The organism is Thalassospira profundimaris (assembly GCF_003326795.1).
Lineage (GTDB): Bacteria > Pseudomonadota > Alphaproteobacteria > Rhodospirillales > Thalassospiraceae > Thalassospira > Thalassospira profundimaris_C.
The window spans coordinates 92,426-117,991 of sequence record NZ_JPWI01000015.1 but is presented as its reverse complement, the minus strand read 5'-3'; the positions used below and the strand labels follow the sequence as shown (position 1 = coordinate 117,991).

At 49.8% G+C, this 25,566-nt stretch carries 25 protein-coding genes; 12 read left to right on the top strand and 13 right to left on the bottom strand.

Going from position 1 to position 25,566, the window contains the following annotated elements; all coding sequences use genetic code 11:
• Positions 1–14: 14 nt before the first annotated feature.
• The 4 genes from TH30_RS19255 (at position 15) to TH30_RS19240 (ending at position 6,584) form a co-directional block, all read left to right on the top strand.
• Positions 15–1,496 carry an aldehyde dehydrogenase family protein gene (locus tag TH30_RS19255; protein WP_063086238.1) on the top strand — a complete coding sequence of 494 codons (1,482 nt, stop codon included), beginning with the start codon at positions 15–17 and terminating at the stop codon, positions 1,494–1,496.
• Positions 1,497–1,584: 88 nt separating this feature from the next.
• Positions 1,585–2,568, top strand: coding sequence for a TAXI family TRAP transporter solute-binding subunit (locus TH30_RS19250; protein ID WP_063086240.1), 984 nt, complete (start codon positions 1,585–1,587; stop codon positions 2,566–2,568).
• Positions 2,565–4,487, top strand: coding sequence for a TRAP transporter permease (locus TH30_RS19245; protein WP_063086242.1), 1,923 nt, complete (start codon positions 2,565–2,567; stop codon positions 4,485–4,487). The genes TH30_RS19250 and TH30_RS19245 overlap by 4 nt, the downstream gene beginning before the upstream one ends.
• Before the next feature lie 426 nt (positions 4,488–4,913).
• Complete coding sequence (locus TH30_RS19240; protein WP_063086832.1) at positions 4,914–6,584, top strand: methyl-accepting chemotaxis protein; 1,671 nt, start codon at positions 4,914–4,916, stop codon at positions 6,582–6,584.
• A gap of 83 nt (positions 6,585–6,667) precedes the next feature.
• Here the strand turns inward: TH30_RS19240 and TH30_RS19235 are convergent, their stop codons facing one another.
• Entirely contained in the window at positions 6,668–6,994 is a 327-nt protein-coding gene (locus TH30_RS19235; RefSeq protein WP_255356165.1) for a TRAP transporter small permease, read from the bottom strand.
• 658 nt (positions 6,995–7,652) lie between these two features.
• On the opposite strand from TH30_RS19235, the gene TH30_RS19225 reads away from it, so the two are divergent.
• The gene (locus TH30_RS19225; RefSeq protein WP_223304932.1) at positions 7,653–8,153 is read left to right on the top strand and encodes a helix-turn-helix domain-containing protein; all 501 of its coding nucleotides are present in this window, start codon (positions 7,653–7,655) and stop codon (positions 8,151–8,153) included.
• A 196-nt stretch (positions 8,154–8,349) separates the two neighbouring features.
• Entirely contained in the window at positions 8,350–9,231 is an 882-nt protein-coding gene (locus tag TH30_RS22670; protein WP_114099724.1) for a DUF4113 domain-containing protein, read from the top strand.
• A gap of 289 nt (positions 9,232–9,520) precedes the next feature.
• Here the strand turns inward: TH30_RS22670 and TH30_RS19215 are convergent, their stop codons facing one another.
• Positions 9,521–9,916: a hypothetical protein gene (locus TH30_RS19215; RefSeq protein WP_114099723.1), complete on the bottom strand. Its 396-nt coding sequence runs from the start codon at positions 9,914–9,916 to the stop codon at positions 9,521–9,523.
• Between the two features lie 125 nt (positions 9,917–10,041).
• On the opposite strand from TH30_RS19215, the gene TH30_RS19210 reads away from it, so the two are divergent.
• On the top strand, positions 10,042–10,626 hold the full coding sequence (locus tag TH30_RS19210; RefSeq protein ID WP_114099722.1) for a response regulator transcription factor: 585 nt from the start codon (positions 10,042–10,044) through the stop codon (positions 10,624–10,626).
• A 12-nt stretch (positions 10,627–10,638) separates the two neighbouring features.
• Here TH30_RS19210 and TH30_RS19205 read toward each other — a convergent pair whose 3' ends face one another.
• From TH30_RS19205 to TH30_RS19185, 5 genes are read right to left on the bottom strand one after another with little or no spacing between them, the layout of a single operon-like run.
• Complete coding sequence (locus tag TH30_RS19205; protein ID WP_114099721.1) at positions 10,639–11,523, bottom strand: hypothetical protein; 885 nt, start codon at positions 11,521–11,523, stop codon at positions 10,639–10,641.
• A complete protein-coding gene (locus tag TH30_RS19200) occupies positions 11,523–14,006 on the bottom strand; it encodes a DNA topoisomerase (RefSeq protein WP_114099720.1) in 2,484 nt (827 codons plus the stop codon). Before TH30_RS19200 ends, TH30_RS19205 begins: the two co-directional genes overlap by 1 nt.
• On the bottom strand, positions 14,003–14,494 hold the full coding sequence (locus TH30_RS19195) for a hypothetical protein (protein WP_147252078.1): 492 nt from the start codon (positions 14,492–14,494) through the stop codon (positions 14,003–14,005). The genes TH30_RS19200 and TH30_RS19195 overlap by 4 nt, the downstream gene beginning before the upstream one ends.
• 9 nt (positions 14,495–14,503) lie before the next feature.
• Entirely contained in the window at positions 14,504–15,958 is a 1,455-nt protein-coding gene (locus TH30_RS19190; RefSeq protein WP_114099718.1) for a hypothetical protein, read from the bottom strand.
• A complete protein-coding gene (locus tag TH30_RS19185; protein WP_114099717.1) occupies positions 15,958–16,320 on the bottom strand; it encodes a hypothetical protein in 363 nt (120 codons plus the stop codon). The genes TH30_RS19190 and TH30_RS19185 overlap by 1 nt, the downstream gene beginning before the upstream one ends.
• A gap of 617 nt (positions 16,321–16,937) precedes the next feature.
• On the opposite strand from TH30_RS19185, the gene TH30_RS19175 reads away from it, so the two are divergent.
• Together TH30_RS19175 and TH30_RS19170 are read left to right on the top strand one after the other, a co-directional pair.
• Entirely contained in the window at positions 16,938–17,486 is a 549-nt protein-coding gene (locus TH30_RS19175; RefSeq protein WP_114099715.1) for a transglycosylase SLT domain-containing protein, read from the top strand.
• A complete protein-coding gene (locus TH30_RS19170; protein WP_114099714.1) occupies positions 17,486–17,668 on the top strand; it encodes a hypothetical protein in 183 nt (60 codons plus the stop codon). The genes TH30_RS19175 and TH30_RS19170 overlap by 1 nt, the downstream gene beginning before the upstream one ends.
• Before the next feature lie 104 nt (positions 17,669–17,772).
• On the opposite strand, the gene TH30_RS19165 is transcribed toward TH30_RS19170, so the two are convergent.
• From TH30_RS19165 to TH30_RS19140, 6 genes are all read right to left on the bottom strand, one after another.
• The gene (locus TH30_RS19165; protein ID WP_147252076.1) at positions 17,773–18,624 is read right to left on the bottom strand and encodes a hypothetical protein; all 852 of its coding nucleotides are present in this window, start codon (positions 18,622–18,624) and stop codon (positions 17,773–17,775) included.
• Between the two features lie 65 nt (positions 18,625–18,689).
• A complete protein-coding gene (locus TH30_RS19160) occupies positions 18,690–19,646 on the bottom strand; it encodes a DNA/RNA non-specific endonuclease (RefSeq protein ID WP_114099712.1) in 957 nt (318 codons plus the stop codon).
• A gap of 172 nt (positions 19,647–19,818) precedes the next feature.
• Positions 19,819–20,088: a hypothetical protein gene (locus tag TH30_RS19155; protein WP_114099711.1), complete on the bottom strand. Its 270-nt coding sequence runs from the start codon at positions 20,086–20,088 to the stop codon at positions 19,819–19,821.
• 424 nt (positions 20,089–20,512) lie between these two features.
• Complete coding sequence (locus tag TH30_RS19150; protein ID WP_258548795.1) at positions 20,513–21,640, bottom strand: replication initiator protein A; 1,128 nt, start codon at positions 21,638–21,640, stop codon at positions 20,513–20,515.
• A 498-nt stretch (positions 21,641–22,138) separates the two neighbouring features.
• Entirely contained in the window at positions 22,139–22,510 is a 372-nt protein-coding gene (locus TH30_RS19145) for a hypothetical protein (RefSeq protein WP_114099710.1), read from the bottom strand.
• 1 nt (position 22,511) lies between these two features.
• Positions 22,512–23,243 carry a nucleotide-binding protein gene (locus TH30_RS19140; RefSeq protein WP_114099709.1) on the bottom strand — a complete coding sequence of 244 codons (732 nt, stop codon included), beginning with the start codon at positions 23,241–23,243 and terminating at the stop codon, positions 22,512–22,514.
• A 441-nt stretch (positions 23,244–23,684) separates the two neighbouring features.
• Between TH30_RS19140 and TH30_RS19135 the strand changes: the two genes are divergently transcribed.
• From TH30_RS19135 to TH30_RS19125, 3 genes are read left to right on the top strand one after another with little or no spacing between them, the layout of a single operon-like run.
• On the top strand, positions 23,685–24,047 hold the full coding sequence (locus TH30_RS19135) for a hypothetical protein (protein WP_114099708.1): 363 nt from the start codon (positions 23,685–23,687) through the stop codon (positions 24,045–24,047).
• The gene (locus TH30_RS19130; RefSeq protein ID WP_114099707.1) at positions 24,047–24,742 is read left to right on the top strand and encodes a PD-(D/E)XK nuclease family protein; all 696 of its coding nucleotides are present in this window, start codon (positions 24,047–24,049) and stop codon (positions 24,740–24,742) included. The genes TH30_RS19135 and TH30_RS19130 overlap by 1 nt, the downstream gene beginning before the upstream one ends.
• Positions 24,735–25,352, top strand: a complete 618-nt coding sequence (locus TH30_RS19125; RefSeq protein WP_114099706.1) for a hypothetical protein — start codon at positions 24,735–24,737, stop codon at positions 25,350–25,352. Before TH30_RS19130 ends, TH30_RS19125 begins: the two co-directional genes overlap by 8 nt.
• The last annotated feature ends 214 nt before the right edge of the window (positions 25,353–25,566 follow it).

Here is a 25,566-nt window from a genome sequence, read left to right as displayed (position 1 = left end):
GGAGGAAAAATCACATGAAGCAGGTAGTCGCCGCTTCTGCAGCCCTGGGCACATTGCCCAACAAACTCCCCCAAGGGGTTTATTATGGTGGAGCTTGGCATAGAAGTTCTAGCCAGCAGATACCGGTTTATTCCCCATCGACCGGACAAGAAGTTGCCAAAGTTGACAGTGCCGGCGAGGAAGAACTTGAAGCCGCTGTAAAAGCTGCAACTGCAGGTCAGAAAATTTGGGCGAAGACGATCCCTTTGGAACGGTCGCGTGTTATGCGCGAAGCTGCAAGCAAGATCAAGGAGCACAAGGAAGAACTCGCGCGACTTGACGCTCTCGACAGCGGTAACTCGTTGCGGGGGATGCTGTTTGACGTGGATATCGCAGTTACCTTGATGGAATTCTTTGCGGGCTTGGCCACGGAGATTAAAGGTGAGACCGTCCCGGTTGGGGCGGGGAAAGTGAACTATGTTGTGCGAGAGCCTGTTGGTGTCGTGGCACGCATCGTCCCATTTAATCACCCGCTGATGTTCGCCTGCGCAAAGCTTGCGCCGCCAATCATGGCTGGCAACAGTGTGATCATCAAACCATCGGAAGAAACACCGCTTTCAAGCCTAAAGGTTGCCGAACTTATTGGCGGACTTTTCCCACCAGGCGTTTTGAATGTGCTGAATGGCGGCCCTGATCTGGGGGCAGGACTTTCAACCCATCCCGGTATCGCCAGCGTCAGCGTTGTCGGCAGTGCCGCAACCGGGCGTGCCGTCATGCGTCAGGCTGCCGATACACTTAAACATGTGTCATTGGAACTGGGCGGAAAGAACGCACTTGTCATGTTCCCGGATGCGGATGTTGAAAAGGCTGTTCAAAGCGCGGTCAAGGGCATGAACCTGCCATGGACAGCAGGACAGTCTTGTGGCTCGACCAGTCGGGTATTCGTCCATGAAAGCCTATATGATCCCGTCGTTGATCAGTTGGCCGCCGCATTTGATGCAGTAAAGCCGGGCGATCCACTCTCACCTAGTACCGAAATGGGCTGTCTCTCGACGCGCGGTCAGTATGACAAGGTCCGCGGTTACATAGAAATAGCGCAGAATGAAGGTGCCAGGATGGTGGCGGGCGGCGATGTACCCGAAGAGCTGTCTCATGGCTTCTTTGTTCGACCGACTGTATTTGCTGACGTCACCCCCGATATGCGCATTGCGCAAGAAGAAGTGTTCGGACCGGTGCTGAGCGTCCTCAAATGGAGTGACTATGACTCCCTGATCGAAGCGGTAAATGGGGTTGATTACGGGCTCACTGCCTCGGTTTGGACGCGCGATATCTCACAAGCTATGCGTGCAGTTGATGACATTTGCGCCGGGTATGTCTGGGTCAACAATTCCAGCGACCATTTCCTTGGCACACCGTATGGCGGGATGAAGCAATCCGGCATCGGACGCGAAGAATGCTTGGGCGAGATGCTGTCTTACACCGAGCAAAAGAACGTCAATATCACTTTCGAGGCCTGATGCCGTTCCAGTGGGACCTTTGACGGTCGGCATCCAATAAAAATAACAGAAATTATAAATTGAGATCTTACCCATTAGGGAGGAAAGAATGAGGCTTTTGACTCTTGCCGCGGCTATTGGACTGGCCTTCGGCGTTAACACTGCACAGGCTGAACCGGTAAACCTGACGCTCTCAGGTGGCAATCCGGGTGGCTTGTGGTCCCTTCTCGGCGCAGGTATCGACCGTGCCGTAAAACAATCAGACCCAAATTCCGTTGTAACATATCAGGCAACTGGTGGTGGATTTGCAAATATTGGTTTGCTGGGAGCAAACCGGACGGATACGGGATTAGTTCACAACGCTGAAGTGAAGATTGCTCTGGCAGGTGAAGAACCCTTCAAGGCTCCTGTAAACAACATGCGTGCAATTGGTTACATGTATAATTGGGCGCCGATGCATTTCTTCTTGGCGAAGTCGATTGCCGACGAATACAACATCGATAGCCTCGACGATCTTGCAACAGCAAAAGCACCGGTGCGTATTGGTGTAAACCGTTCGGGTAACATTACGTCCAACGTAGCGTTGTTCATGCTCGAACAAGCTGGGTTAACCACGGAAGCTGTTGAGGCAAATGGTGGACGCATTGTTCAGGCCGGGGCAAACGACCAGGCAGAACTGCTGAAGGATGGTCGTATCGACATTGTTACCAATGGTGTCTTTGTTCTTCATTCCTCATTCCGCGCAATTGACGAAAACAATGAAGTCATTGTCCTCGACATTCCCCAGAATGTAATTGATGCCACGAATGCCCGTTTCGGAACTCAAACTTATACAATCCCCGGAGGAAGTTATTCCAATCAGCCAAATGATGTCGAAACGTCGGCCCTTGGTGCTCTTCTGGTGGCGACGGATCAGATGGAGGAAGAAACTGCATATGACCTTACCAAGGCTTTGATTGCAAATGTTGACGAGATCAAGGCGGTTCACGGTTCTATGAAGGCGCTGACCCCGGAGCTTATGGCTGATCAGGATGTTCTGCCGTTCCATCCCGGTGCAGAACGGGCATATCGCGAGGCAGGACTTCTCAAATGATGAAGTCACTTGTAAACACAGGCCGCAAACGTACGTTTGCGGCCCTACCCCACAAAGTTCTGATCAGCTTGGCGGCGCTATTTGCGATCGGGGTTATTTACGGCAACCTCTTCGTTATCTCGGACCCGCTTATAATTGGCATTCTGTTTCTTAGCGCCTTGTTCTCGATGCTCTTCTTGGTGGTCGGTGCAACAACTAATGCACGGGACAAACCGACCATTATTGATTGGGTGTTAAGTGTACTGAGCCTCGCTACCGGAGTGTTTTTCCTTGTGAATGCAAGTGTGATTTCAAGCCGGATTACTTTGCTTGAAGAGCTTACACCTGCTCAACTTTTCTTCGGGTCGTCACTTCTATTCTTGTCACTTGAAGCGACGCGTCGCACGACGGGTGCAGGTCTTACGATCGTTGTTCTCGGTTTTATGGCCTACAACCTGTTCGGTCACTTGCTACCCCCGCCCTTTGGGCACGGAGTGATCGAATACACCTACCTGCTGGATGCGCTAATCTTTACAACGGACGGTGTCTTTGGTGTCCCGATCCAGGTTGTCGCTAGCTATGTTTTCCTATTTGTTCTGTTCGGGACGTTGCTGTCATTTGCTGGCGGAGGGGACTTCTTCTTTAACCTTGCTGCCTCGCTGACTGGAAAGAGCCCCGGTGGTCCAGCAAAGGTCGCTGTTATCTCATCAGGCATGTATGGAACGATTTCAGGCAGTCCCGTATCTGATGTCGTCGCGACGGGCTCGATAACGATCCCAATCATGAAGCGCCTTGGCTATTCATCGCGTTTCGCCGGCGCAGTTGAAGTTGCTGCATCCACAGGTGGCAGCGCCATGCCGCCTATCATGGGCTCAGCCGCGTTCATTCTTGCTGAGTACACAGGGTTTGCGTATCGCGAAGTCGTCTACGCCGCGATTATTCCAGCGATCCTTTACTATCTTGGCGTTTTCTCGCAGGTTCACTTGCGCGCGGTCAAACGCGATCTGCGCTCCTATCCAGATGATGTCCCTACGCTTAAGGCAACCCTCATTAATGGCTGGATGTTTATTGTCCCGATCGCGGTGATCATACTCGCACTGTCGCTTGGTTATTCGCCAACCATGACGGCAGGCTTGGGAGCTGCTTCTGTCGTCATTGCAGCGGCTTGCTCTGCGCGAACCCGCATGAGCGTTTGGCGTGTAGTTGAAGGCCTTGGTGAAACCACACTGCGCATCCTCCCCGTTGCTGGCGCGTGCGCGGCTGCGGGACTTGTAATCGGAGGTCTGTCTATGACGGGCCTTGGCATGAAAGCGGCAAACGTGATCATGACAATCAGTGGTGCGGATCCGGTTATCACCTTGATGATTTCCGCTGTGGTGACCATCATTCTCGGTTTAGGGATGCCAACACCAAGTGCTTACATTCTTGCAGCAGTTCTCGTTGGGCCAGCACTTTCAAAGTTGGGATATCCGCTTCTTGAGTCTCATATGTTCTTGCTTTACTACGCGATCCTGTCGGCCTTGACGCCACCGATTGCGGTTGCGGCGCTGGCGGCAGCGGCCATTGCAGAAGAGGATCCATTCAAGATTGCGTTTGATGCAGTCAAACTTGCCGCAGTCGGCTTTCTGCTGCCATTCGTCTTTATTTGGAATCCTGCTATCATCGGTTCCGGTTCATCCATTGAGATTGGGCTTGCCGTGATCGGCGGTGTTATCGGAACGATTTCACTGGCGGCTGCAATAGAGGGCTATATGAATGGCACTCTGTCGCGGCTAATGAGAAGCCTGTTCATTTGCGTCGCTGTTGGCAGTGTCGCGCCGTACATGCTCGTATCTTTGGGTGCGATTGTTGTGGGCAGTGCACTACTTGCACGAAACTACTTCTCAACGTCACCCTCCTCAGCGAAAGAGGCGAAGGATCAAAAAGTTCCTGGAGCTTGATGCGTTCCAGTTGTGCAAGGGAGGTGTGCGCATATGCTTCATGCCTCCCTTTTTTTCGCGATGTCATAGGGCTGTTTGATATTGCATTTTCCCGAGATTGGACTTTTTACCGGCAGCTTTATGCTGCGGAGCTCATGGTCACTGCATTTTACCGATCCCGTTTCGTCTATAGTTATCCCAGTGCTGCATCCCGACCGTCGATTAGGGTAAGCGTCGCGGTTAGTTTTGTGCGTAGCGGATTACTCGCGTGCGCATGTCTATTTCCAGCCTCAGGAGATGTTTATCCTGGCTGACGCGACTTCATTTACTGAAATAAAATGGCATAATATCTTCGATCTCTAATTATAAAAGGGCCAATGACACATCTGGCTTAGAATAACAATTGGAAGCAGCAGCCAGCGAATGCTGGCCGTTCGGAGGAAAGCGATGACTAATCTAATGCGTAACTTAAAAATCTCGACAAAAGTTTTCGGAGGCTTTGCGCTCATCCTGTTGCTTCTGGCAACCGTTGCCGTGTTAGGCGTCGTTTCCATGAGTAGTGTGGGGACAGACTTTACGCGTTACAGAGAAGTTGTTCTCCAATCAAATCAAGCGGTCCGTGTGCAGGAGAAGCTGTTGGAGGCACGGGTGGCAGTTAAAGATTATCTATTAAGCAATAGCCCTGAAGATGCCCAAATAGTACTTGATATGCTCGACACGACTAAGCTGTTGAATCAAGAACTAGGGTCTTTACTGTCCGAAGGAAACCGAAAAGAGGCCTCGAGAGTAGTTTCAGATAACTTGACAGCATATTCTGAATCTTTTGAAGAAATCGTTTCGCTCTCGGTTTTTGATCCAGTACGTGGCGATTTGGTTTCCAATGAGTTAGAGCGTATCGGGCCGATTGTTGCCAGTGAGTTAGAAGACCTCAAGCTTGACGTAAAAGCAGAGCAAGATGAGATCGGCCCGCGCGCTGCTGCTGCATCTAAAAGATCTGTTTTGATCAGCGAGATACTAGCGGGTGCTGCAATCATCATTGGTGTAATTTTCGCGTGGTTAATTGGGAGGGGCATCTCTCAACCTATCGTGCAAATTACTGAAGTGATGAAAAAGTTAGCTGCGGGGGACAAAGAAGCAAATGTTCCAGGTGAGCATCGTGGAGATGAAATTGGAGAAATGTCTCAAGCAGTATTGGTGTTCAAAGAAAACATGATTCGTGCTGATCAGCTTGCCACGAAAGAAGCTGAAGCGCTAAAATTAAGAGAAAAACGAGCCGAGAAGATAAGCGAACTTACCGCCGAGTTTGACAGTGAAATGGCTTTTGTGCTCAAAGCCCTCGTAACTGCGGCCAAGGAAATGCAATCGACTGCGACTGGAATGACCAATACTGCAGAAGAGACAAGTCGGCAAGCTGGGATAGTTGCGACAGCGGCCGAACAGGCCTCGACTAACGTTCAAACAGTAGCGAGTGCAACTGAAGAGTTAAGCGCTTCGATTAGCGAAATAAATCAACAGGTGGGGCAGTCATCCACGGTTGCAGCTCGAGCCGTTGTAAATGCGGAAGAAACGAATGTCCGGGTACGTGGGTTGGCGGATGCAGCGCAAAAGATTGGTGACGTTGTTGGACTGATTAGCGATATTGCCGAGAAAACTAACCTTCTTGCTCTAAATGCGACGATTGAGGCTGCTCGTGCTGGTGACGCGGGTAAGGGTTTCGCTGTGGTGGCTGCAGAAGTCAAGAATTTGGCGACAGCGACATCAAAAGCAACTGATGAGATTACTGCGCAGGTTTCAAATATCCAAAGTGAGACTGATGGTGCGGTTGAGGCAATCGCTGCAATCTCTTCCACTATCTCGGAGATTAGTGAAGTTTCGGCAGCAATTGCAAGCGCTGTTGAGCAACAGGGAGCTGCTACACTCGAGATCACTCGCAACGTCCAAGAAGCCGCTGGGGGTACCACCGAAGTCACTAGTAGTATTATTAGTGTGAATGAAGCTGCGGTTTCGACAGGTGGAGCAGCTGAACAAGTATTAGATGCTTCGGGCAGTTTATTACATGAAACAGACAAATTGCGTGAGAAAGTGCAAGCATTCCTGAGTTCTGTTCGAGCAGTCTAACTGTCAAACATCCTTTCGAAGTGTCAGGGCCGAGATAAAAGTTATTTGAGTGATATCCGTTGCTTGTGATTCATTTGTCTTTGTCATGGAAATGGCGGGGTGAGCGCCCTCGACTTACCTTCAATCAGTTCAGTGCGCAGTGCTGTCAGTAATGATAAAATCAGTCTCCGGATCATGCTGTAAGAGGCGGGGATAACTGACCGCGCCCAAGGGGGCAGGAAGAGTTTTCCTCCATAATAGATTAGCGCAATGGCAAATATAATCCCGAGGGCCATGGCAATCGCATGTAACGCCGGAACGTATTTTTCCGGGACAAAAGCATCAAGGAAATCGACCGAAATATGACTTCCGAGCCGGATGCCGATACTGATACCCACGAAGCTCACGACAATGATTGCATAGCCAACAATTGTTTCAATCTAGAGACGGAGCATTATACCGGTTATGAATGATACCCGATGTTCAACCTGATTTTCTTTTTTGTTTCATGATGAGAGTGACTGCATGTCAGTCTGATTTCAAAGGTGTTGTTTTGAGCACGCTTAATGGGCGATTTATTGATTGTACAGACCTCATACCTGGGGTGTTTTGTGATCGGGGATTTATTGACAATACCGTCAATAAATCACACATTGGTTCAGCTGATACCGAGTTGGTTCTATCTAAAGCAATCACCTCTCAATTAGAGAAGCCGCCTTTGATCCAGACTAACCACCTGGTAGGCGGCTTCTTGCGTTTTAGAAAGGTCAGCGCGCCAACGGATTTTCTGCAGTAGCCTATCTAATTGTCAGCAGATAACCGAGACGAAAAGCTTTGCAATCCTCCACGCAAAACGTCCGATAGTTTCTCCCACACCCCGTTTGAGGAAGGATGATTGAGAGCTCCATTCTCAGAAAATTTGAAAGGCAGCACAATGTAGATAAGCTGATTGCGCTTTAATAGTGCAGAAGAGAGCTGATCACTTACATTTCTTCACTATCAAAATGCTCAAACATGAATAGCAACAGCTCCCGAATTTGCATTATTTAGAATATTATTCTCTCAATGCGTCCGCGGAATCAGACAAGCATGCCTTCTAAACAGCCAGACGATAATCGCCGTCGCAAACCAATGCGTAACGGACGGCGAAAAACAAAAACAGTAGGACCTCACCCAATTGATCTTCATGTCGGTAGAAGATTGCGCGAGCTCCGCATGCTTAACGGTTTCGGGCAGACAGAAATTGCTAAACTTTTGGGTATTACTTTCCAGCAGGTTCAAAAGTATGAGCGGGGAACCAATCGAGTAAGTGCATCAAGGCTATATGATATTGCCCAAGCACTCAAAGTTCCGGTCAGTTATTTCTACGATGACATACCACGCGATCTTACTGACAAGTCTATTGCTCAACGCAACAAGATTGTTACTCAACTCTTCGTTTCTCGTGAGGACCCTATGCAGCGGCGAGAAACTTTAGAACTTGTACGCAGTTATTACGGTGTTGAGGATGATGTGTTGCGTGAACGGATATTTGAACTGATAAAATCGATCTCGAAATACAACAGCAGCAAAACAGACAGGGGTATCTGAATAGCTAGCCGATACGACGGAGTTCTCAACGGATCAAAGCGATCCCGAAAACTCCGTTTGATACGATCACTAGGGCGTCCGCATCGGATAAATCAAGTTAAATAAAAAAAGCGGCGCAACCTAAGTCACCCGCTCCAATTCTCTTGCTGCAGGGTTTTCTCGCTAGCACGAGGGAACTGATCCCGCAACTCACACTATGACTAATATAAAAATTATATGGTGCTGTTCAATTAAATTCGTATGTGAAACTGAATACTGTCTTCACAACGAAAATTTGAGATTCACCCGTACCATTTTGGCATTCTCATATTTTCCGACACAAGTTCTCATATTTAATTTTACAGTCTCATATTTTGTGTTCATTTACAGTATTGGCCGACAATATGCCCGCAAGCTCTCGGCGTTAGGTATCAACACTGCCCGGCAACTTCGGGACATGCCAGACAGATCGGCGCGCGACCTGATGGCCGTCGGCGGCCTTAAAACGGTCCGTGAGCTGCGTGGGGAACGTTGCTTTCCGCTTGATGACAGTCCGGCCGACAAACAGACGATCTGCGTATCGCGATCACTCGCATCCGAGATTTCCTGTCCAGACGCTCTGTCTGATCTGCTCTTCAGCTTTGCCGCCCGCGGTTGCTTTAAACTTCGGAGGGCCGGTCTGGTTGCCGGGCGTCTGCAAATATTTGCCCTGGGTAACCGGTTTCGTCCAGATCTTCGGCACTTCTCGCGGTCCGTCGATATCGGGCTTTTGCCGCGTTCTAATGACACAAGACAGATCTGCACAGCAATTGGCCAAAATGTCGATCGCCTATCGCACCCGAGCCTTCAGGTAAAGAAAGCGGGCATCTTGCTGCTTGATCTCTGTCGACCAGAAGCTGCAGCGCGAGATCTATTCACGCCGATGCCAATATCAACTTCACCGCTCATGGCCTCAATCGACAGGCTTGAGGAAAAGTTTGGTCGTGATTCGGTTGTCATAGGCAGGTTACCGCGGGAACGCGTCGACTGGTTCACCCGTTCAGAGAACCGAAGCCCCTGCTATACGACACGTTGGAGTGACATTCCGCGATTTAGCTAATCAAGATGGCAGTTATGGCTCGTAAATGAAAGCGCTATGGGATCTCTGAGAGGCGAAGGCCTGATACAGCCAAGTGCAAGACTTGTTCCTCAGTGAGTTGCGCGTCGATTGACTTTCGGTCTCCACGCCACATGAATGCAGGTTTGAATGATCGGAGTATGGCAAGTTCGTCACTGCTCTCTATCTGCTCCTGAGACCAGGCCTTCGGAAATTGAATATGAAAGTTATATCTGACTGCCACCTGTGATCCTCTATCGCTTTCGCGGCGACAAAGCTATCCGATGGTCACTTATTGGACAAGTTCATAGGCTGGCTCGAGTAAAACGCGCCCGAGGGTAAGCTCCAGCTCATATTTCAAAACCTGAAGCTCTAGCAACTCATGCCCAAGATATAACTTGTCCACCTGATCCCGATTCCAGCGGTCCCACCAAGCAAAATAATGGTCAACAGCTGACTTGGTCCCATATGAGCGCAGAAGACCATTTTTCAAAGGTTCTGCCGTTATAACAGAACATTCTATAAAGCCCTGCCCTGTACCGGAAGTTTCACTCACTGTCAGTCTGAGATCGCGACTGAACACGAATGGCTTTTGACAGATGTCATCCGGTGTAGCAAAAACAGGGAACGACTTCGCCTGATAATCGCTCGTTTTTACGAGCTGACTTGAGTTTATTAATTCTAACATGACTGTCCCTAGGAGAGCGTTTTCTCGCACAAATATTCCTTACACAATCAAAGACTGAATAAAAGGATGGTATAGGCAACCCCTCCAACGTAGCGGAAGCCTATACTTAGAAGTAGGACTGAAGTATGAAACAGGTTCTGATTGTCGATGATGACAATCTCATACGCGAGTATCTGGCACGATCGGCTTACGATTTATTCGGTGACTGCGAAGTCTTCTCCACATCCACCCTAAAGGATGCTCTGGGCCTCGACGAAACCATTCGACCAGAGACAATCCTGTTTGACCTGATACTCCCCGATACACAAGGGCTCACCGGCCTTAGATCCGTTCGGAGACGATGGAAAGAGAGCTGCATTATTGTCATTTCAGGATCTTCCCCCGGAGAAGACCAGATCAAAGAGATGAAAATGCTTGCGAACGGTTTTCTCGCCAAGTCGAACCATCATCTTAGTCAGTTGGCGACAGCGATCCACCGGATTGAGAAAGGTACCGAAGAATTCGAATTGCTGCCCAAAGAACAAAAAGCCGTGGAGCATTCATTTTCTTGCCTGTCCCCCGTGGAAAGCCAGGTCTTTCAACTCTTCGATCAAGGCTTGAGTGTACGGGATGTCCTGGCAATCACTGGAAAAAGTGAAAGCACGGTAAAGAGTATCCGGAGAAATATCAGAGCGAAACTTGGCGATAATATTTTTGGGGATCGCAGCTAGTACGCAGTCAGATCAGCGGCTTTGTCGCACTTCCCCTTCCTTTCCCGATCTTTCCGGATTTGCGACAACTGGAAGAGCTTTATAAATTTCATCGAATGCTGATTTCAGATCAATGTCGACGTCTGTAACATAAAAGCCCCCCGGATTTATGTCCGAGGCATGCAACGGACTAGCCTCAAGAATATATGTCACAGGAACCAAAAGCTCTTTATGCCTGTTATCTTCTGTCCGGGCACTCAAACGAACCTTTCCGACATATTGCCATTGATATTTGTCTAATTGTTCAAGTGATGGCTCCTGATCAAAAGCCATCACAATAGCCTTCTGATCGTAGAACCACTGAGTCTGAAAACTCTTCTGGATTATCGCCTTGATTTCAATCCAGCTCTCGTCTGAAAAATAGGACCGGATAAAACCGGTATCATCGACCAGATACTGGATATATTCCAGATGCCAGGACCGCATCCAGAGAAAGGTCGAAATCTGGTCAATCTGTGCCAGCACTTCCTGATCGATGTTCTGCAAACGTGATGCGAAATCTTCATCTGTTGAACGGCAATGCTTCCTATAAACATCGAGCACCTCGACTGCAGCGGTGATTTCGATATCGTTGTCTTTCTCCTGAGCCTGAGCCACTTCCTTTATCAAAGCACGCTCGAGGCCTTTATCCAGACAGGTTATGTAACCAGCCGCACTTTCCTCCTTGAACAGGACGGACCAAAAAGGGACAGCCCCCCGGGATCGACAGGCTTCAAGATTAGCAAGGCTGATTCCATAGCTTTGAGGATTGGAACAGTCCACAGATGTCGCGCTGGATTTGCTGTCCGCCATCACAGCAAAAGCAGCACCAGCCACAACCGCAAAAGAAAGCACAAAAACAACCATACGGATTTTCATTATCCAGTTCTCCTGCGACTGTGTTTATGAGAGGACGTCCGCCTGCGGGGACTCTTTGTGCTTCCCCCGCCCTTGGTGCCACTGCTGCCGGCCTTATCGGCATACTTGTCAAGAAATTCCCGGCAGACATCACTACTGACTTCGTAATGTTCAGGCAGCGCAATTCCAAGCGTTTCTGCCACATTTCTCACATAGTCAAGCTGCTTGGCAGAGGGGCGGACAGGATGATCTTTTAGCCATTCCACCAGACGGTCATTATACTGTCTGGCATCAATCGGGATCAGCACACCAAGCTCTTCTGCACGTTTCTGCGCATAGGAAAGCATCTTCTCTGACGGAGCAGGCCTGGCGTGATCTCGATAAGCCGTTATGAATGCCGAAATTTTCTCTCTATCAATCCTGTCTTCATCCGGAAAGGACAGTTCCGGATTACCATTCAGGATAGCGTCGACGAGCCAAATTTCCTTTTCAGTAGGTTTTGAGAAAGCCGCATCAATTTCCGATTTGTGGCTTTCAAGCCAGGCGGAACAGGCCGAAGCAGAAGAAAGCAGACCTGATGGCAGTTTTATACCAATTGTCTCGGCAGCTTTTTTTACATAGCGACGAAGCTTGATCGAAGGAGGACGAGAAACACGCACACGCTCCAGGTCAACAGATCCTGGAGGAGCATGCTTGATTGACCGGACAATCTCTCCAGTCATTTCCTTTGCATAAGACAGGACATCGGCATAGGCCATCTCTCCTTTTGAGAGCGCTGCCAGTCTGGATTCAATCTCGATTGTCAAATTCGGTGAAGTCAGAATTTCAGCATATTTCCGCCAAAACCTTAGACTTTCATCTCCACGCGAGGTGATTTCAACCTTGGCCTGTGATCCTTCAATATACATCCTGTTTCGCAGGGTCGTTTCATATTTATCAAAGGTCGATGGGGCACCAAGACCAAGCGTTGCCATCTTCTCGAGAAGACTTTTCACAGAGTAGAATTTTGGAGGTCTGGTTTTCTTACCGACAATCGTCGTTTCAATCGCATCGAGGACATCACCTGATTTAATCTCGGGCAATACCGTTGGCTTCCTGAATCCATCTTCCGAGGTATGTTCCGGGTCCTCCGGTTCGTCATAGATGGCTTTCCACCCTAGAGACACCGGAACATCAATCTGAGTTTTAAAGGTTCTGTTATCATGCTCAAAACCGACAACAGTCGCTTTGTAACGATAATCAGGCAAATGCGCGGCAAGGAACACCCGTGCGACCAACAGAAAAATCTTCTTTTCATCTGGTTCAAGGCGAGAGAGCTCAAGCGTCGTCGCTTCAATCCTGTTTGGGTTTGGAATGATCGCATGATGGGAATGCCCAACCATCTCTCGATCATTGTATACTTCGTTACGGTATGAAAAGCCGTGATCGGCAATCAGCGCGCCCAATCCCCCTGTTTCAAGCTCAGGGACTTTTGCCAGATAAAAAAGCAGACTTCCCGTATCGCTACTCATTGATTCTGGCAGCACTCTCGGCAGAGCTCGTGGATAGGTCAGGACACCTGCAATATAAAGCTTATTAATGATTTCGAGGGTTTTTGCTGGAGAAAACCCGAATTGCGTCGATGCTGCACCTTGCAGAGCATTCAGGTTGAATAGTTTGGGTGGAGAAGTTCTTTTATCCTCGTGACGAACAAACAGTTCGGCGGCTTCAGGGATGGACTGACGTATGCTTTCGGCCTGCTCGGCGTCAAAGATTTTCTCGGTGGGCGCATATGCAAGTTCAATATCAACACCCCCGACCGTCCCGCGGGCAATTAATTCATGGTAAAGTTGAGAGACAAAATTGGCGATCTCGTCACATCGCTCTCCAACAAGATTCAATACCGGTGTCTGAACTCTGCCGGCCGACGTCGGAATGTCATCTCGTTCCTGGCCAAACGCCAGTGTTGAAACCCTGCTGGAATTGAGGCCGACAATCATGTCAATTGCAGCACGTGCCAAACCTTCATGAAATCTGTTTCTAAAGAAGGCTCCATCCTGAATATTTTCGATGGCGACCCGAAATGCCTTTACGTCAATCTGGGTGTATGTAATCCGTTTAACCGGACCTTTATAGCCAAGCAATGTCAGCGGAAGCCAACCGATAACTTCGCCTTCCCGATCATCGTCGGTCGCGATCACAACCTCATCAAACTCGGGCAAACTCTGTTTCAGAACAAAGAACTGACGTTTTTTGAGAGATCCTATATCCCCCCGTTCATCAAGGACGTAGTCAAACCTCTGAATATCAAGAGGCAGATCTTCCATACGCCAAGTCGCCCATTCGGGATTAATCTCTTCAGGAAGCTTCAAGCGAAACAGATGCCCGTAAGCCCAAATGACACGATGACCACCAGCGCAATCATAGTATCCGGAACTTTTTTGTCCGGCGTTATAGCCGCCAAGTGTTTGAGCAAGAACATTCGCCTGATCCGGCTTTTCTGTAAAAAATAGTCGCCGGGTCATCGGACGGCACGCAAGTTCGCCTGATCCGTTAGGGCAGTCAGATCACCGAAACTGCCCGGCGCAAAATACCCAAGAATGGATCCTTCCGGTACATTACCTTCGAACGCGGCAACGAAACGGTACTCCCTGTGACGGTGCTCGGTTACCGATCTTTGCGCAGCCATTGTCCAGTTCGGGGCTTGCCACCATTCCAGAACCGGGATCAATGCCCGGTGATCAAAACCGATAATACTGAACAATTTGGATGATCCGGTTTTGTCCCGACGCCAACCACCGGTTTCTGTCGGTAACGTTTCCCATCTGCCGACCGGCGCGAAGCCCCGTTCAAGAGAGGCATAGCTTTCATCCAGAGCAACGACAAAACGAAGTTCACCAACATATTTGGAATAGCATTGACGCACTGCGTCCTGCCATGTCGCAGCACTGACAATCTCTGCGATTGTTTCCTCCGTGTGGTCACTCCATCCTATGACACGTATGCTAAGCATTACTGGTACCTATCGGTTTTTTTTGCGTTTACGCGTAACAAAATCGACCACACGCTGATGCAGTGCAGGCTTCTCTTCCTGAATCTGCGGTGCTTCGAAATTACGAACATAATCGACACGCTTGCGAACAAGCTCGAGTGTTGGGCCCTGTACCTTTTCCTTCCTCGCATTTCGACGAAGTCGGTTAAGGCCCTTGAGAACAAGATGCCGTTCACGACCCTTGCGCCTGGCGAGTGCAAGCGAGCGATGCTGTTCGGCAAGATGGTGGATTTCTGGTGAAGCAGTACCCCAATTTACATGGGGTAAATTGTCGAGCTTTCGGGCTGCTTCTGTCAGGTCAGGCAAATGCTTCTCTGCATCTCGCAGAAGATCGCCAAATGCGAGTGGTTGCTTTGAAAGATGCCAAATTGCCAGTGCTCGATGTTTTCCAGGCTGGCCCGATCCAGAAGTCATTTTCAGAAAACTGTTCATCGCCTCGCGAGGAGACTGAAACACTCTGGAGAATTTATGATTTATCTGCCGGTACGGCTCAGGTAGATCATCGTCGGAACCGGGAAGACTTTCGACAGGCCTTTGTGAAACAACCCATTTCTGCCGTTCATCCCCGTCCAGATCTTGAGCTTGTGTATACAGGGATTGAAGTCGGTTCTTTCGATCAAGCCAGGCAGGGCCCTCCTCGGCAAACCACAAAGGCACCTGCAGATGAAGCTCTGTCGGTTTGTCATATGCCACTCGCCTGACATTTTTTCTAAGTGGTTGAAAACCGCCTAGAATATCATCAAGCAATTCCTTACGATCTTCTCGACGCTGCGAGTGAACCGGTATCTCAAGCTGACGAGCAACGCTTGCGAGCCGGGCACGCATATCTTCTAAAATTTCAGGTCCGAAACGAAGCTGCTTTTTTACAGGGCCATTCGTTCGTGCCTTGATAATGAAATGAATATGCGGCCGACCGGGATGATCTTCATGCATTCCCCAAAGAACCTGACTGTTCTGATCGGCAAATTCCGCAAAGACAAATTCACGTGCTGCTTCCAGCATTCGGGCTTTCAAGTCCGGTTCTTCAATACCGGTTCCTTCAGTGGTTTGAGACCAGACAAAATGATATGCCTGGATACGCCAGAAGCGATCGCGTTCAGGGAGATGTCGAACCGGCGCACCGTCTTGCACAAGACTTCTTGCTTTGGGTGTGAGGTTGTCGATATCTGCCAGGAGCCCCCAAGACCGAACCCGCCGAGCCAGTTCATTAAAGGGAACCACTTCTCCCACTTCATCGAACAGATCGAGACGGGAGAGTTCACCCTCTTCATTCGCCCTGGCAACGTAATTGACCAGGGCCTGAACACCACTGGCAGACTTTCTTGGTCCCGTCGTAACCTTGAGCAGCAACTGCTCGCCAGGACCGCCAAAAGGTGTCCAGCCGCTAATTGTCTTGATGCGGGAAACATCGCCGGATGAAAGCATCAGATCTGCGCTCCTGCTGATGCCAGAGCATTCCTGACCTGATCAAATACCTGATTTGAATTATCGACCGCAGATACACATGCATCCACGAGTGGAACCTCACTTTCTCCACCCTTGGCCACGATATTGGCATTCTTGGCGATCTGGTTCAGCAATCCCCGTATGCCGCGAATATTGACCAGCAACCCGCGCAACACACTTTCCTGTTCTACTGTCAAAACAGGCACAACTTCTCTTTGAGCCTTCTTCGGATCGGTTGAGGCCCGAGCGCGCATCAGGGCTGCATCTTTCACAAATCGGGCAGGCTTGAGGCCAACCTTTTCTGCTGCAGCGACAACAGCAGAATATTCAGCATCATCCATTCGATAACTGCGAACCCCTGTCTTTCCCGACACGCCTTAACCCCTATTTTGCAAGATTTTTAAAGGGTATTCCCCAAGTGTTTTTCTTGCAATACATTTTTTAACGTATTACAAAATGCATATCCTGCGAAAATAAATTAGCAGGTATCCACTTTGTTGATTCTGGCGAAAAATGTAAGGATTTACGGGGATTATCGCTAGTTACATCAGTGTATCGGTTCTAGCCGACCGCGTGATTATCAGTGATTTTGGCCCATCGGAAATGTGATCAGGACATTTTACCCTGTGATCTGTTTTTATTGCAACGTGATCGCCATGACGGAGGAAGTGATGAAACCGGTGAAAGATGTGATCGGCTTATGGGGACGCCAGATAGGACGTCGTATCAGCACTTCAATCGTTTCGGAGGCGGAAGCACGAACCCGATCAGTCCGTCGCTCTTTCACTTTGAAGCGCCCTGTAAACGGGTGGTGGAATTGGCTGCTATTGCTGCTTTGGGTCTGTCTGCGGGGCTGGGTCTATATCGTCGCAATCGTGCTGCTGACTGGTTGGTGGCTGTATGACCAGTCTCCCGGAGAAATGCTGGAGTTGTTCAAGTTAATGGGAGCACGATAGCCATGCGCGCAGTGCAACTCGGGCTGATAGCGTCTCTCGTTTTTCTGGTATGGCAAACAAACGCACGGGCATCACAGTGTCAGGATGCAATCAGGGCAGCAGAACGCATTTATGGCATTCCGCAGCATCTTCTGTTGGCCATGAATGAAGTTGAAACACTCTGGTCGAACCAGGCCTGGGCCTGGTCCCTGAATGTTTCAGGCAAGCCGCGGCGATATCGCAATCAGAAAGACATGCTGAACGCACTTGATGAAATCACGGCCCGCACGGAAAATGTCGATATCGGATGCATGCAGATCAATTGGCGTTGGGTCGGTAAAATATGTGCGACCGACCCGGCCGATCTGGTCGCCCCTTACCCCAATGCAGAATGTTCTGCGATGTATTTGCGCTCCTTGCACGATCAGCTGGGCAGTTGGCACAAAGCCGTGGAGGCTTATCACGTCGGCCCCAATCGGAAAGAAACGGCTGTAATTGCCAGAGCAAGCGGCTATGCTTGCAAAGTTGGTCGCAAATATGCGCATCTGCTTGGCAAAGAGAACCCGTGCTGATGAAGATAACCGAAACCCGTTGCCCGCAGGATGATCGGGAACTCGATAACGTCCTTCTCGAAGTCACGAAGATCTTGTTGCCCCGTAAGGCTAACAAGCTGCAAGCCTTACGCCTCCAACAACAAATCATACCGGCTGCTCAACTCTCGGCCGACATCCTGCCCTTCAAGACAAAGGAATGAGGCGATGGTAAACCGCGATAAATCTTCCTTGGACGGCATTCACAATGCTGCAGCTGACCTCATTCGGTGCAAGCTCATATGGCTATTTGTTGGCGCCGTGCTTGCTATGGCAATTGTTGCGATTGTTGCCTGGGAATATTGAAGACGAGAATGCTCTGCGGTTCTTCAAGCCTATCCGTCAGAAATGGATACAGCCCCTCGATTTCCGCGCTATCCAGACCAACCTTTCTGGCGACAGCTTCTTTAGCTTTCGCTGTATTCCCACCATAGAAACCGTCATCCTTGATCGGGCTATCAAGAAACTGATTGAGCACCTGCTGGCGCAGTCTTACGCAGGCTTCATTGCCGGAAGCCATCCATGTATAGGGATAACGCTCGATCGTACGTCGCAACTCTCGACCCAAATTCTGGGGTTCTTTCATATGCACTGTACAGCTGGCCTCGATGGCTGGCGCAGGCGGATCGAAATAGGTATCGAGTGCCACTGCTGCTCCTACAGCCCCGCCAATAGCTCCAAGCAGCTTTACTACATCAACTGCCACCTTCAGATAGAATCTGATACGCGTCTTTACACATCCAAAACCCAGATGCTCAATGACGATCGCTTCATAGCGTATGAAATCACTTGGGCTTTGCAAGTCATGTTGGCGAAGGAAATCGTCGAACCCATACAAGAGCATTTCGCTGGCAAATGTCGCTACATATTCAAGGTGCCCAACTTCAAAGAAGTTAGGCGTTCGAAAGACATATGTAGAGCCGCTCTCCAATGGATCTTTTGGGACTAACTGGGTTCGATCACGCCAATGCGAAAGAAACCTAATTATTTCCGCTTGAAGTAGTCCCTCCGGAAACCATCGAGCATCCCGATTAACCCTGGCGTAACCTCCCAGGCTATCTGAATTGTCGACCTTGAAATCCAGCTCAAGGACAATGTTGTGAAACTGCTGTTCTGACATCATCGCCTCCCCTTACGATGCAATCAAGAATTGCAGAATTCGGCGCTCACGCCAAGCTTTTCGACCTACTTGCAGCTGGCTTCAAAATTGCTGTCATTCTGCGAGAAATCCCATCCTTCACCCTTCTCGCTTTCTATCACTTGCCCCTGCAGTTTCGGATAGAGCTGCAGGCTGGCATGTCCTTCAATGACATCGATGGTGCTGATCGCATCCATCACCCCCGGCTGAACATCTTGCCAGGCACTGCCATGGGCATCGTTGGTGTTTTCAAACACAAAACTGATCACCTGCATCTGACCGCCCTCTTCTCGCACGATGCTCTTGTAATAGTGGCTGGGCACGCCCACCCGTGATTTGCCATTATTGCTTTTCATGCGCACTGCGTTCTGGTCCGGATCTCTGCCCCCTGCCCCGTCCCGATCAAATATCGCACCACTGGTGACAAAAATTTCACCATAGATCTGGGCCCAATACCGGGTCAAACTTTCCATAGAGAGCCAGATACCGCGGTTAAACCTGCAATGCTGCGGTGACATATTGGACATAACATAGCTGTTGATCTGCTCAACAAGATTGTCCTTTAAATCCGCATCATTGGCCATATGCCCCTGATCAAAAACGGGCTCCTTGTAATCGGCTGTCGAGGCTTTGGTGCCAGTGTTCAACCGCGGATCCGATCGGAAGCAATTGACCCGGTCCTTGCCCCTGGCATTGGCAATATCTTCGCGGGTCAACCGGTAGGTCACCCAAAGGCTGGTCATAAGGTCCTCATCATGGGCCATGATATAGCCGCCCTGGTACAGCATCTGTTCATTTCCGGCAGGTGCTGCGCGCGGGAGACCCAAGGGGCTGTGATATTCAGCAAGCTTTGCCTGAAGTCTTGGATCTGCGGCAATCACTTCAAGCTGGCGATCAGCTTGGGCCTTCTCATTTGCTGTGCAATTACGTGAAGCGGCCTGTGCAGTGCCAACTGAAATGGTGAGTGCTGCGAGAACAGCGGCCGTCAGGATCGAATATTTCATCGCATAAGCTACCTGCGTTTCAATTTGGATGAAATGAGGCCCCCGATAAGCGCCCCCAATGGGGCGAATACAAAGGCGCCGTTAATCGCACCACCAAACCCGGCAATACCGGTCGAGATACCAAAGAACAGGCCTGTCAAAAAGCCGACTATTATTCCGATGACGATATGCTTCACTGGATGTCCTGTGCTCTCAACATAAGGACACCCTCAGGTATGTGATCTACTTCGTAGCAAAGTACCATGTCCGGGTTCTTCCAGGGATTTTCTGGAACCCGTCCATCCGACTTCCTGTCGGCTGCTATCCAGAAGGCTCGATGAGCAATCTTACGGGCCTCCTTTTCTGAGTCAGCCTCTACATAGACGAGTGTCTTGTGCGTGCTGGCAGACCAGTCTTCATCATAAATGTACGCTGGAGCAGGTTCAAGACGATAGAGCGGCATCGTTGCCTTCCTTCTTGGCAGCAATTTCAAAAATCGATTGTTTGAAGGTACAGTTCTCCCTGGATGCCTTCTGAGTTTCCAACAACTTCTCCCCCTACCCTGTGCCGGATACCAGTGCCCCAACGTTTTTTACGCTACTTTAAGAAGAATATATTTTTCAACACTCTTCCAGCCGTTAGAGCTGTTACCCCCGTTAATAATGAGGCTAGAAGGAGTTACGGCCGTTACGTTGGGAATGAGTGCTTTGGTAAGTGTCAGAGTCGCATCTTCAATAACGTCCGCGATATATCGAATGTAGCGTCCGCGATGTATCGTTTTGAACGTCCGCGATAACACGACCGCGATGTGACGAATGATCGTCCGTGATATGCCGAAATATCGTCCGCGATAGCACGAATGATCATAAAAGTTATCCACAGGCAGGTCAGGCGTCGACGCTGCGGTTTTCGACCCATTTGTCAGCAAAGGCAAAGAAAGCAGCCTCAGGGTTCTTCAACACCTGTCCGCGTTCTTCTGTGAAACGCATCCATTCACGCTCGATCAGTTCAATATCCCATCCGGGATATCGGCCACGGGCGCGTTCCATTGCGTCAATATGAAGTTTCTTTGGACGAGCTGAGACGGTCTTGGTACCGGAAAGCAACTCCTGACCAGATCCCTCTACCCCATCCCCACTGCCAGGCATTTCCAATTCGTCACTTCGCGGACGCAATGGCCTTACTTCAAGCATCCAGTCCTTTGGATTGCGAGACTTGAATGGACTGTCAAATGCCGCTGCCTTATCCAGCCGCAAGGCATAGTCGGGAACGGTACCGTCCTCGATGATCTTCTTGAGTTCTGCTCGAAACTTGCGCTCTTCACGATCGGAGCCGCACTTTTCCTTAAGCGATGGAATGCCAATCAACCACGAACGCTGATTGCCGCAATGCTTGCGTGCCAGCTCGTAGAGACGGCGTTCAAGCCCCTTAGACAGATCGAAATAGCGGGGATTGATCGTCAATACACGTCGATCAACGACAATGGCCTTGAACATCCATTCATTGAGAGTGACCTCAACCGCGGCCATTACGGTCTTGCCGCTCTTGGTCTTGCGTTCAAGAATCTTAAAGCTTTCGATCCAGCCAAAGCCCTGTCGGGTGCGTTCCTTGGCCGATGCCACGTTCGTCCTGATACGTGTACCATCGAGGCGTTCGAGGCAGTCAAGAAACAGGTCGTAGCCGCGCTTTGAAGTTTGCCGCCTGGTTGCTTTCAGGAAGTCATGGGCTGCGAACTTGATCTTGCGATCTTCCGGTACCGGTTCACCGCGCTCGATCTTGTCGTTGATGATCGATCCGATATACATCAGAAGATCTTTATCCCAGATGCTGGCCATGCCTTTGGCACCAGGTTCGATGCGGATCTCCACCCCTCCACGATTATACTCAAAGGGTGTCTTGCGTGGTTGTTTGGTCAGCGAGAACCACGGATGCTCCATGAGAGCCCGGTCATCCTTGAATGGTGCTCCATCGACAAGCTGGTCGAGAAACAGATCAACCTGTTGTGAATCGCTCAACGACCGATCCCCTCTGCTAAGCGTTTGTCCGCGATGTGACGAGTTTTATGGAAAAGCGCCGTAGGATCAATGCTTTGATTCAGGTTTGTCCGCGATGTGACGATTCATTTTGTCCGCGATGTGACGAAAAGATCAGGGTTCAAAACACTGAAAACACGGCATTTCGCGGACATTAAACCGGTAACGCAATCGGCGTTAAAGTTTTATCGCCCGCAGATTAGCTGTTTGAAGAGCCAACAGTACGAAAATGTCCGCGATAACACGAATCGAGCAACCATCATCTTGAGAGTTGTTCTCAATGGTTATTTGCTAAAGCACTGTAAACGTGGAGAACTTGGACTTAATGCGATGGATGAAGTTTCATGACTCATTGATTAACATGAGCCTGTCCGCGTTGTGCCGAATCGACACGTCACTTCGCGGACATTTCTGCCTAGAAGCGAAGGGCAAAAGACCATCAAGGTCCCCTGCCCTCTCATCGGTCATCAAGCAAGTTTTTCACTTAGCGCGGGACAGCTTACCAACCAGTGCCAGGACGTCATCAGTCGACATCTCCGCGAGTGCCAGAACGCCGAGACGAACGATTTCATTGTCATACAGACTGACTGTTTCGCCTTTCTCGCGGCTGGCGAGCAACAGATTGAGCTTCAAATCATCAATCTTTTGCAGCTCTTCGACGGTGAAACGGAAGTTCTTGCGTTCGAACTGCGGCTTTGCCGGTTTATCGCTTGTCTTCACGATCGCTGGACTGGTCGCCACGGCGGCACCGGAGACAAACTTGTCAGCTTCTGCTGACCGTTCGGCCACGTCCTGAAGAGGATCACGCTGACGCTTTTTGAGGGGTTTTGCAAGGATTGGTGCTTTGCTCATCTTATGCGGCCTCCTCTGCTGCGGCCTGGAATAGCTCAAGGATTTCCTGTTGAAGAGCAACCATTTCTTCCTTTGCCTTCGGATCCGGTCGAGGCATTTCGTGAACAGCGAGCCCCAGTGCGGGTGCGCGGCTGTATGCATTCCGGTTTACAATCGCCTTTTTGTACAGGAAGAAACTCTCAAGAGGATCTTCTTCATCTTCAACGATGCTGCGCAGAGCGTCCTTTGCTTCGCTGACCGAAGAAGCATTCACGCGATTAAGGATCAGCCCGGCCTTCAGGTCGGGATTGTTGATTTTTGCGCCTTCAACAATCTCGTGGAGCTGTTCAAGCGTCCAGGTATCAAACGAAGATGCGTTGAGCGGGCTCACCAATACATCTGCGATCAGCAAGGCGGAACGAAATTCCGCACTATCAAAGCCGCCGGCATCGATGATTGCCACATTGTATTGCGGCGTCAGTTTTTTGACGTCCTTATGCAGGTTTTTCCCGAATTGGCTAACCAGTGTAAGCTCGTTGAAAGCCTTGCCCTGCCCTTCCACAGTTTCACGACCAAGTTCGGAACGTTGATCATTCCATGTAACAAGAGACTTCTGGTTGTCCGCATTCACCAGGAGCGTAGCCCATTCCATTCCAGCGAAGAGTGCTGCGAGATTGGTCGCAAGGGTTGTTTTGCCAGTGCCGCCCTTCTGGCCACCAAGCAGAATGATCCAGCAATTGTCTTCCTGCGTCATTGTCTATCTCCGGTTTGAGTTTGATACACATAAGGTGTAGGAGGCGTATAATCTGTAGAATGCGCATGGTGCGCATAGCTGTATGATGAGTATTATGCGCCAAAGGTGTTAATGGTGCGTTAAGCGCCTCATGTGCATGATGCGTATAAAGTGTGTGTGGCGTCAAGTCTGTGCGGTACGCCTGTTGCGCATGATCTGTATGCTGCGTATTGTGCGGTTAAGGTGTATATCGCGCATTATACAGCAAAGGCGCGTTGTGCGCGTTATGGCCCTTAAGTGTGCCCGCGATGCGCCCGGTACGCCCAGCGCGCACTATGCGCCTTACATGAGTTCTTGTCGCACCTGCTGCAAACACAAAAAATTCCTCAGTCATCATTGCTGATTGCAATTGGTGACTGAGGAACTATGATGCCGAATAGGGAGTGACTGAGGCATGATGAAATGACAGCAGACAAAACCAAGCCAGCCCAAGAACCCAACATCTCTGAAGAGGAGTTGTTGGCCCTCGGTTTGATCCTGAATGATGGGGCTGAGCGCGGGTGGCTCCGCACCCTGGCGTTTCTGTTGAAGAAAAACCCGTCTGTCGTTTCGAAATGGAAGAAGGAAATCCATCGGGTTTCCAAGGATGATGTTCAGCATATGCGGCTTCTTGTGCTTCTGAAGGAAGCCGGCGTACTGCAATCCACCTTGATTGCCTCACGTCTACCAGTCACTTTGAAGCCGAAACAGGCTGATGAAAAGGGCAGGGGGGTTCGCAAATCAGTGCGCGATGAAATCGCCCAGGCTTTGGGCAGGGAGCGTTGATGATTAGAAAAGATGAGGTTCTGCAGCTCTTGCAATCTGTAAAGGCTACAAGCTTGATAAACGAATTTCCAGTATCAGGTTCAAGCGAGGTTTTATCCAGCGAGCGCATACGGGATTTTGCAAATAGCTTGAGAATGCCATTGTCAGACTGGATGCCCATGGACAATGTCTGGGCTATTGCCGGCTTGAAAACGGACGAGACAAGAAATGCCAGGGTATTGGCCTGGTACCTTGATCCACAGGCAGGGCATGGTTTGGGATCGGGCGTTCTTGAAAGGTTTCTTAATCACCTTGACCTGCCATATGGCGGGGCGACGAGGATTATGCTGGAGAAATATCCGGATGGGTTGGGAGCAAGCAGGGTTGACATCATGCTTGATGACCCGGCTTTTCTGGTAATTATCGAAGTCAAGATCAAGGCGGGGGAGCAACCAGCGCAACTCTCGAGATATGCCGAGCTGGCCAGGCGACGTGTCGGTCCTGCGCGCGACTGTAAACTTGTCTATCTGACCAGAACCGGAAAATCCTCAAGAACAATCCCTGAGGGGCAGGAAAATGTTATATCAATGCCATGGGGATTGATGGCGTGCTTTTTAAGAGAGGCAAGCAAGGATGTCAGTGATCTGGCAGGCTTCCTGGCAAATGGTTTTGCTGATCACATCAAAGCGAAAGAGGGTTTGAACGCTCATGAATGAAGAAGCACGACAGGCAGGCATTGCAATCTTGAAGGATCTGGCCCTCTGGAACCGTTCATCTGTTTTTCTTGAAGCCGAAATGGAGAAAACTGCCATCGCTCAATGCGAAGAGGCACTGATCGACTGGTGTGTACGCCATCAGTGGATAAAAGGTGGGCATGCATCCGGAGATCTGGAGCAAAACTGGTTCTGTCCGCGCGCCTGGTTAAGAGAAAAGGCTCACTGGTATGGGTATTTCTATTTTTGCAGGAAACCGGGCCATTCCAGCAATTCGTATACGCTTGCCGATCTCGTCGGGGAAGGTCAGACGACATTTGGTTTCTATTTCACACCTGAATATTCCGTGTTTGGTGGGGCGACACTCTGGAAATCGTATATTGCAACCTATCCTGAGGTTTTGGATCAAATCGCCAGGCAGGGCTGGCATTCTTTAGGGGAAGGTGAATTTTTTCTGGGTGGAGATCTGACGCTCGAGATGCTTCAGAAGGCATGGGAGAGCGGGAACTGGGCATATTTAACGGACCCGATTATCCGCAAGATGGACAAGCTATATCAAGATAGCGCGTTGTTTGATGAATTGTTTGCTGGCGGGCTTGAAAACATGAAATGAGTGCTCTCAGGTATCACGTGATACCAAACTTGCTTCAGGGATTGATCTGCAAGTGCACTCCAGAGCGGGTATGCAAACTTAAACAGATTTAAAGCTGTTTAAACGTGCAACCAGTTGCAAAATGCGCGTTCAAATCTGCTTTGGAATTAAGTGCGTAAAAATGCTCGGTTCAAACGCAGAATTCATGGATGATTTTGAACTGCGAAAACGTGTA

Bases quoted from the DNA above. Each gene is read 5' to 3' on its own strand.
- TH30_RS19225 (WP_223304932.1), top strand. From the start codon at position 7,653: ATGCCTTCTAAACAGCCAGACGATAATCGCCGTCGCAAACCAATGCGT.
- TH30_RS19250 (WP_063086240.1), top strand. From the start codon at position 1,585: ATGAGGCTTTTGACTCTTGCCGCGGCTATTGGACTGGCCTTCGGCGTT.
- TH30_RS22670 (WP_114099724.1), top strand. From the start codon at position 8,350: ATGACTAATATAAAAATTATATGGTGCTGTTCAATTAAATTCGTATGT.
- TH30_RS19240 (WP_063086832.1), top strand. From the start codon at position 4,914: ATGACTAATCTAATGCGTAACTTAAAAATCTCGACAAAAGTTTTCGGA.
- TH30_RS19205 (WP_114099721.1), bottom strand. From the start codon at position 11,523: ATGAAAATCCGTATGGTTGTTTTTGTGCTTTCTTTTGCGGTTGTGGCT.
- TH30_RS19125 (WP_114099706.1), top strand. From the start codon at position 24,735: ATGAATGAAGAAGCACGACAGGCAGGCATTGCAATCTTGAAGGATCTG.
- TH30_RS19185 (WP_114099717.1), bottom strand. From the start codon at position 16,320: ATGGATGATGCTGAATATTCTGCTGTTGTCGCTGCAGCAGAAAAGGTT.
- TH30_RS19195 (WP_147252078.1), bottom strand. From the start codon at position 14,494: ATGCTTAGCATACGTGTCATAGGATGGAGTGACCACACGGAGGAAACA.
- TH30_RS19210 (WP_114099722.1), top strand. From the start codon at position 10,042: ATGAAACAGGTTCTGATTGTCGATGATGACAATCTCATACGCGAGTAT.
- TH30_RS19140 (WP_114099709.1), bottom strand. From the start codon at position 23,243: ATGACGCAGGAAGACAATTGCTGGATCATTCTGCTTGGTGGCCAGAAG.
- TH30_RS19165 (WP_147252076.1), bottom strand. From the start codon at position 18,624: ATGTCAGAACAGCAGTTTCACAACATTGTCCTTGAGCTGGATTTCAAG.
- TH30_RS19190 (WP_114099718.1), bottom strand. From the start codon at position 15,958: ATGCTTTCATCCGGCGATGTTTCCCGCATCAAGACAATTAGCGGCTGG.
- TH30_RS19155 (WP_114099711.1), bottom strand. From the start codon at position 20,088: ATGCCGCTCTATCGTCTTGAACCTGCTCCAGCGTACATTTATGATGAA.
- TH30_RS19160 (WP_114099712.1), bottom strand. From the start codon at position 19,646: ATGAAATATTCGATCCTGACGGCCGCTGTTCTCGCAGCACTCACCATT.
- TH30_RS19245 (WP_063086242.1), top strand. From the start codon at position 2,565: ATGATGAAGTCACTTGTAAACACAGGCCGCAAACGTACGTTTGCGGCC.
- TH30_RS19170 (WP_114099714.1), top strand. From the start codon at position 17,486: ATGAAGATAACCGAAACCCGTTGCCCGCAGGATGATCGGGAACTCGAT.
- TH30_RS19255 (WP_063086238.1), top strand. From the start codon at position 15: ATGAAGCAGGTAGTCGCCGCTTCTGCAGCCCTGGGCACATTGCCCAAC.
- TH30_RS19135 (WP_114099708.1), top strand. From the start codon at position 23,685: ATGACAGCAGACAAAACCAAGCCAGCCCAAGAACCCAACATCTCTGAA.
- TH30_RS19130 (WP_114099707.1), top strand. From the start codon at position 24,047: ATGATTAGAAAAGATGAGGTTCTGCAGCTCTTGCAATCTGTAAAGGCT.
- TH30_RS19175 (WP_114099715.1), top strand. From the start codon at position 16,938: ATGCGCGCAGTGCAACTCGGGCTGATAGCGTCTCTCGTTTTTCTGGTA.
- TH30_RS19215 (WP_114099723.1), bottom strand. From the start codon at position 9,916: ATGTTAGAATTAATAAACTCAAGTCAGCTCGTAAAAACGAGCGATTAT.
- TH30_RS19145 (WP_114099710.1), bottom strand. From the start codon at position 22,510: ATGAGCAAAGCACCAATCCTTGCAAAACCCCTCAAAAAGCGTCAGCGT.
- TH30_RS19200 (WP_114099720.1), bottom strand. From the start codon at position 14,006: ATGACCCGGCGACTATTTTTTACAGAAAAGCCGGATCAGGCGAATGTT.